This is a genomic window from Ruegeria sp. AD11(2025) (genome assembly GCF_056542405.1).
Genome location: NZ_JBQFZU010000038.1, coordinates 25,267 through 31,266 on the forward strand (window position 1 = coordinate 25,267; position 6,000 = coordinate 31,266).

The following is a 6,000-nucleotide window of genomic DNA, read 5'->3' on the forward strand; positions in this document are numbered from 1 at the left end:
ATCAATGGAATGTTGGGCCTGTCAAACGGATCAACTCCGGTAAGATCGACACGAGATTCTGCGCGTCCTAGATGGGTGTTTATGGTTAGTCTTACTCCAGCACCAATGTCTTACGGTTTAATCGATTGCGTTCGGTACCGCCGCATAGACGCCGCGAAAGTCTGCAATGCGGGCTGCAACCGCAGCATCAATATGGCGGGTTGGATGTCGGCTCTGGGCCGGTCTTCATCCAAGTGAAATGCGCCCGACCTCCGAATGTTGTATTGCCCCCACACGCCTCAGCCCAATTCAGTCATCCATCGTTGCTTGGGCAGGACAATAAATTGCGCATTTGACAACAAGTATTTGCGGCCCACATGCTGAAACGTGAAAATCGAGGTGGAACGACCAAAGGTAATTTCATGTTTAGATCATCAACCCGAAGTGAAGCAGAAAGCTTGTTAAGCGGACTTGCTCTAGGATTTTCTGCCGACCCATTCATGCGCTGGTTGTATCCTGAACCTGCCGATTTCCTTACCCACTTCCCGCGAGTAATGGACTTCTTTGGAGGGCGTGCATTTGAACAGGGCAGCGCGTTTCGAAACGATGATTTTACTGCTGGCGCACTTTGGCTTCCGCCAAGCATTCACCCTGACGAAGAACGGCTTGTCGCCTGTTTTGAGCAGACGGTCTCATCAGAAAAGCATGATGCGTTGTTCGAAACCTTCGGGCAGATGGACAATTATCATCCCGATGAGGACTGCTGGCATTTAGCTTTTATTGCGGTCGATCCAATTCGCCAAGGAAAAGGGTTGGGGTCCGCGTTGCTTGAATGCTGCCTCAAACGTTGTGACGAAGATGGAAGACCTGCTTACTTAGAGTCGACAAACCCTACAAATCTATCGCTGTATAAGCGCTATGGTTTCCAAGAGATGGGTCTAATCAAAGCCGACCAAGCCCCACCCCTGTTTCCGATGTTTCGAGCCGCCCAATAGCGGTAGATCAAACGGCTGCATTGTCCGCAACCTGTGAGTTTGTGCAGCGCCAAAATTTGCACTTGCAGCGAATGACCGGAATGCGGGCGCGGTCGCAGTGTCTCGACCAACCGGTGAAAGGCAGCTGTGGGCCGCGAGTTACAACACACTCTGGAGCTGGCGATGTACCAGAAATCGGACAATGCTGTCACTCTGTCGCAAGTTGAAATTTGAGGAAGGTCGCCCCGTCATAGTCGACTTCGCCAACCCGCCAAGCACCAAGTCTGTCGAGTGCCCGCAGGTTCGTGCGTGACGGTGGTAAAAGGAAGGTCACATACGGGATGCGTTCATCGGAAATTGCAAAGTCGATCGCCTTTCGCGAGATGCGCGGCCCGAGGCCAAACGTGTCGGGCCGCAAGACCAGTCCGAAATCCCACTCGGCTCCTTCTTTTTGAAATCCACCCCAGCCGACATATCGGTCATCGGACAAGAATGCCCAATGTCCAAGTCCGTCACGGTGCCAACACTCTTCCTTTTTGGCGACAAACCGCGCCACTGTCTCGGCATTCCAAGTAAATCTCAGAAGCGGCATATGCTCGGCGACACGAGGGTCGGACATGTGCGCTAAGATTTCGGTTGGGTCGATTTCCGACAATCGGACGAATTTTATTTCAGATCTCATTGCGGCGTCTTTCGATGTGCTCGTCTCTCATTGTCCGCTGGACGCGATATTTCAACAGCCAACTCTTTGCCTGCTGTCACGCTGGGACATACGCATTCAGTTTGTTGCCATCCAGATCCCGGAAATACCCTCCGTAGAAACCATGATCTCCGCGTGTGCCGGGGGGTCCCTCATCTGTTCCGCCAAGTTCGAGGCACTTGGCGTGAAGCGTATCGGCGGCTTTTCTGTTGGTCATTTTCAAAGCGACCATCACCCCGTTTCCAACGCTTGCCGGTGCCCCATTGAATGGACAAGCAAGGCATAACGCAGGCTCGGCCCTTGAGCGGCCCCATGCGGCCATATCGCCGTGTTTCCAAAGACGGTTTGCGCCCACGCTCGAAAACAAGGCGTCGTAGAATTTCAGCGCGGCCTCGAAGTTGTTGGTTCCGAGGGTAACATATCCGATCATGCTTGATCTCCGTAGTTCTGTGGTCGTCATTTTCAACTTTAAGCCCGGCTACAAAGACCCCTGGGTTGCTGCGCCAGACCGCCTAGCAAGTAAGGTCGAGGCCGGACCATGGCTCGGAATTGCCCGCACTTCAAAATTTTCGAAACGCTCGATTGCCTGCATCAATCGGGAGCGGGACATAAATCGGCCGGTCCCGCGAAACAAAAGCGCCTGGCGCATGAGGCTGCCGGCAAGACCACGGGCAGGCTCATCCGCGCAAAACGCGAGACAAAGCGCGCCGCCGGCTCGAACAACCCTGCAAAGCTCACTCAAAGCCAGGTGGGGATCGGGGACGGTTTCCAAAGCCCAAGCACACGTCACAAGATCGAACGTGCCATCTTCAAACGGCAGGGACTCCAACCGTCCTTGTATCTTCGGCACAGGAATGTCGGCGCAGCGTGCAAGCATCGCTGCGGACGGGTCGAGAAGGGTCATCAAATTCGGCGGCATGCCCTCGGCGATCAGTCTACGTGCCAGGTTGCCGGTGCCGCAGCCAGCATCCAAAAGCCTCGAATTCGGCGTCGCAAGTGCACGCACCAGACCTTCCAGGGCGGCCTGCGCCTCGCCGCCTGCGTGACGCAGCCATCGATGATGAAGTTTGTCGTAGCGAGGTGCGAGCTTGTCATAAAGATCAAACGCATCGTCTAAAGGCGTTTCTTCCAACATCTATTTGGTCCTATTATTCATTCATCGTGTCCGCGGTGCGCGCACGTTTTTTACGGAGAACTTGCGTCGGATTGCGGCGCGGTGTGTTCGTTCTCGGGCCACGTCCATGCGGTCCAGAGAATTGCGATTAGAGCCACGATCTCGATGACGAGGTGGAAGGTGTCATCCATGTCGGTGGGGGCCGAGGAAAGGAGCGTACCGGTTGTGACGATCGCTGCAAGAAAGGTGACAGGGCGACCAATCCTGCGGGTTAGCAGGAGCGAAAAGAGCACCATCGCAATCGGCACTTGGACGAGGAAACCGCCCAAAAGCATCAGCCCTTCGGTGATCTCGATGCCGTTGTAATGGCCTGTCAGCAGCATCTCGATATGGGACGCGAGGACAAACTGGTGAATATCGCGAAAGATGATGTTGAGCAGTATGAACAGCCACAGGGCCGACAGAAGAATACGGGGATCGAGCCGTCTCATTTTGGTGTCTTCTTTCTGTGTTTCTGGAGTTTGCCGGTATCAGGTCGAGAGCACGACCGGGTTCAGATCACCGCGCCGGATGTACGCGTCGCAAAGGCGCGGCGGATAAGGAGTTCCGCAATCGCAAGGTTGATGGCCCACGCCCCAACCATCAGGAGGTCTCGCGAAAACCCCTGCAGTTCGGTGTCAAAGAGGGCCATTGCGACCAGAAAGAGCGCGGTTTGCGTTGAGGCCCCTTGGCCGATGGCATAGGCGCGCAGCATCGCGGCGCGGTGCGCGGCGACGTTTCGCGACCGGATCGCGACGATGGCCCATGCGATGAGGGTGACCATCGCGAGGCCGAGCGTGACCCTTGCCCCGTAAAGTACTGGTCCCTGCAGGGCATCGGGAAATGCGTAGAACACGGTCATCCAGAGCCCGGTTAGTGCGCTGATGCATCCCGCTGCCGCCACAATCCGCCCGAGGGTCCTGTGCAGGGCCGAGCGGTAGCGCCTCAGGCTCGGCAGGAATTGCACAGCCCCCACAAGGCAGAAAACTGAACTGCCGAGGATATGCAATGTGATCGGGAGGGGATCGAACACCGCACGCGGGTTCGGCGGGATGATCGCCCGAGCGCCGAGAAGTTCCGGAAGCCGGACCAGCCCTACGACTGCCGGAATGAAAGAGTAGAGGAACACGAGGGCAAGGAACGCCCATTCGCGACGGCTGATAAAGTGCATGCTTCGGTCTCTCAGAATAAGGCGTCGGTCTGCCTCAGGCGGGCTTGCGCGCGACGATAAAGGGGCTCAGTCGGTTCTTTCCGAAGTACCGCGTCTGCTCGATTTCGAACCCGGCGCGGATCAGGTGTCGGGTCAATTCAGCGCGACTCAAGATGATCACATTAGGCGCGATCCGCACGGCCATGAGCACGCGAACCATGGCTCGCATCCAGCGCGGCGCGTCCTTCAGACAAACCGTCTTTGATATGAAGTGACCGCCGGGTTTCATTTGGTGGAATGCTGCATCCAGTACGGTGGGTATGTCGTCCACCAGGTGAAGCAAGCTGAACGCGCAAATGGCGTCGAACGGTTGGCTAGGAATGTGTTGCGCCGCCTCCGCCTGAAGAAATTCTGGTGTTCCCGCGGCATCGCCACCTGATCGTGACCGGGCGATCCGGATCATCTCGGCAGAGAGGTCGGTTGCGGTCACATGAGCGACGACAGGCGCGATCTTCCTGGCTGTGCCGCCTGTGCCGCAGCCGATTTCAAGAACGCGATCGGTCGATCGAAGAAGCGCAGTGACGCATTCCAGCTTTTCTTCGTAGGCGGTGACATCGGCAATAGGTTTCTTGGCGTACTTGGGCGCATGCCGGTCCCAGAAGGCTTGGGCAGTCATGTCGGTTTCCTTTGCGCGTTGCACTTCAGGTTTGAAGCGGCGCGGATGCGCCAGTCGTAAGAAACTGCGGAATGCATTGTGTCGCTTTCGATTGCAGAGACCGGGCCGATCTCGTTTCGCATCCGGTATCATCCATGCGCTCATAAAAGGTCGATTGCTTAAATTCGTCCACCTGCTATACGCTCATGAATGAACTGGCAGGCCGTTTCCTTCGATTGGAACCAGGTACGCGCCTTCCTCGCGACAGCGGAGGAAGGCTCGTTCAGCGGTGCGGCGCGCGTGCTGAAGACAACGCAGCCGACGATAGGGCGGCAGATCGGTGCGTTGGAGGAGGCACTTGGCGTCACGTTGGTAGAACGCAGCGTCCGTGGTCTTACCTTGACGGAAGCAGGGCGCGACCTGATTGATCACATGCGCACGATGGGCGAGGCTGCGACGCTCATCTCGATGGTGGCCGACGGTAAATCTCAGGATGTCACCGGAGAGGTCACGGTCACGGGAACGGACCTCTTGTCAGCAGCGATTCTGCCGGGCGTGCTCAAGCCGTTGAGACAGATGGCGCCGGGCATCCGCGTCCGCATTCTCGCGTCGAGTGAGATGCAGAATTTGACGCAGCGCGAGGCAGACATCGCGATACGCCACGTCCGCCCAGATCAGCCGGACCTGATCGCACGGCACTTGGGCGACTTTCGCGCCACTCTCTATGCCGCGACCGACTATCTCGATCGTGCAAGCCGCCCACGGACACCGCGCGATGTGGCTGCACTCGATTTCGTCGGCAATGCCGACCCCGAGAGGCTAATGGCCCCACTGCACAACATGGGCGTGCCCGTTCGCGCAGAGAGCTTCGTGATGTCGAGCGAGAGCGGTGTCGTCGCATGGGAATTGGTGAAAGCGGGCTACGGCGTCTCTATGCAGCCCGAAACGTTGGGCGAGGCTGAATCTGGCATAGAGAAGGTCTTGCCGGATTTCCCTTCGCTTGAGTTTCCAATCTGGCTGGTCACCCATCGGGAGTTACAGACCAGCCGTCGTATCCGGATCGTATTCGACCTGCTGGCCCGGGGTCTGTCAGACGTTGCGAAGCGCCGAAGTGGTGGCGATTAACAGGTGCAAAAGCGCCGAACCCGGAGCAAGTAAGGTCGCGTGGCAATAGTTGAAGCTGCGCTTGCACGAGTTCGTTTTGTCCGATGAGTGTACGTTAATGTTGGAAATGCTGCGCAATCGATCAACTTCCGCTTTGGGGAAGCTGCAATGCGGCAACTTATCTCGCGATGAACGGCATCTGTGGGTGGCTCCTGCATTGCAAGCGTTTACTCGTGATTTTGCGGCATTTTTCGTCAGTACCTTCGTCTGTCCGGCCTGTTTGTG

At 56.9% G+C, this 6,000-nt stretch carries 8 protein-coding genes; 2 read left to right on the plus strand and 6 right to left on the minus strand.

The features are described from left to right. The first annotated feature begins 356 nt into the window (after nt 1-356). Nucleotides 357-974, plus strand: coding sequence for a GNAT family N-acetyltransferase (locus tag ACR1XY_RS22085; protein ID WP_480596544.1), 618 nt, complete (start codon nt 357-359; stop codon nt 972-974). A 187-nt stretch (nt 975-1,161) separates the two neighbouring features. Here ACR1XY_RS22085 and ACR1XY_RS22090 read toward each other — a convergent pair whose 3' ends face one another. From ACR1XY_RS22090 to ACR1XY_RS22115, 6 genes are all read right to left on the minus strand, one after another. Continuing rightward, complete coding sequence (locus tag ACR1XY_RS22090; protein ID WP_010443838.1) at nt 1,162-1,635, minus strand: GNAT family N-acetyltransferase; 474 nt, start codon at nt 1,633-1,635, stop codon at nt 1,162-1,164. 76 nt (nt 1,636-1,711) lie between these two features. Continuing rightward, nucleotides 1,712-2,083, minus strand: coding sequence for a VOC family protein (locus tag ACR1XY_RS22095; protein ID WP_010443837.1), 372 nt, complete (start codon nt 2,081-2,083; stop codon nt 1,712-1,714). A 48-nt stretch (nt 2,084-2,131) separates the two neighbouring features. Continuing rightward, nucleotides 2,132-2,788, minus strand: coding sequence for a methyltransferase domain-containing protein (locus ACR1XY_RS22100; RefSeq protein WP_171329870.1), 657 nt, complete (start codon nt 2,786-2,788; stop codon nt 2,132-2,134). A 50-nt stretch (nt 2,789-2,838) separates the two neighbouring features. Continuing rightward, on the minus strand, nt 2,839-3,258 hold the full coding sequence (locus ACR1XY_RS22105; RefSeq protein ID WP_010443833.1) for a DUF6326 family protein: 420 nt from the start codon (nt 3,256-3,258) through the stop codon (nt 2,839-2,841). Between the two features lie 62 nt (nt 3,259-3,320). Continuing rightward, on the minus strand, nt 3,321-3,977 hold the full coding sequence (locus ACR1XY_RS22110; RefSeq protein ID WP_010443832.1) for a DUF2306 domain-containing protein: 657 nt from the start codon (nt 3,975-3,977) through the stop codon (nt 3,321-3,323). 34 nt (nt 3,978-4,011) lie between these two features. Next, a complete protein-coding gene (locus ACR1XY_RS22115; protein WP_171329872.1) occupies nt 4,012-4,632 on the minus strand; it encodes a class I SAM-dependent DNA methyltransferase in 621 nt (206 codons plus the stop codon). A gap of 189 nt (nt 4,633-4,821) precedes the next feature. Between ACR1XY_RS22115 and ACR1XY_RS22120 the strand changes: the two genes are divergently transcribed. Then, the gene (locus ACR1XY_RS22120; protein WP_171329874.1) at nt 4,822-5,736 is read left to right on the plus strand and encodes a LysR family transcriptional regulator; all 915 of its coding nucleotides are present in this window, start codon (nt 4,822-4,824) and stop codon (nt 5,734-5,736) included. Nucleotides 5,737-6,000 lie beyond the last annotated feature (264 nt).

Excerpts from the sequence above, each read along its gene's own strand:
- ACR1XY_RS22110 (WP_010443832.1), bottom strand. The coding sequence starts at position 3,977 with ATGCACTTTATCAGCCGTCGCGAATGGGCGTTCCTTGCCCTCGTGTTC.
- ACR1XY_RS22100 (WP_171329870.1), bottom strand. The coding sequence starts at position 2,788 with ATGTTGGAAGAAACGCCTTTAGACGATGCGTTTGATCTTTATGACAAG.
- ACR1XY_RS22105 (WP_010443833.1), bottom strand. The coding sequence starts at position 3,258 with ATGAGACGGCTCGATCCCCGTATTCTTCTGTCGGCCCTGTGGCTGTTC.
- ACR1XY_RS22120 (WP_171329874.1), top strand. The coding sequence starts at position 4,822 with ATGAACTGGCAGGCCGTTTCCTTCGATTGGAACCAGGTACGCGCCTTC.
- ACR1XY_RS22095 (WP_010443837.1), bottom strand. The coding sequence starts at position 2,083 with ATGATCGGATATGTTACCCTCGGAACCAACAACTTCGAGGCCGCGCTG.
- ACR1XY_RS22085 (WP_480596544.1), top strand. The coding sequence starts at position 357 with ATGCTGAAACGTGAAAATCGAGGTGGAACGACCAAAGGTAATTTCATG.
- ACR1XY_RS22115 (WP_171329872.1), bottom strand. The coding sequence starts at position 4,632 with ATGACTGCCCAAGCCTTCTGGGACCGGCATGCGCCCAAGTACGCCAAG.
- ACR1XY_RS22090 (WP_010443838.1), bottom strand. The coding sequence starts at position 1,635 with ATGAGATCTGAAATAAAATTCGTCCGATTGTCGGAAATCGACCCAACC.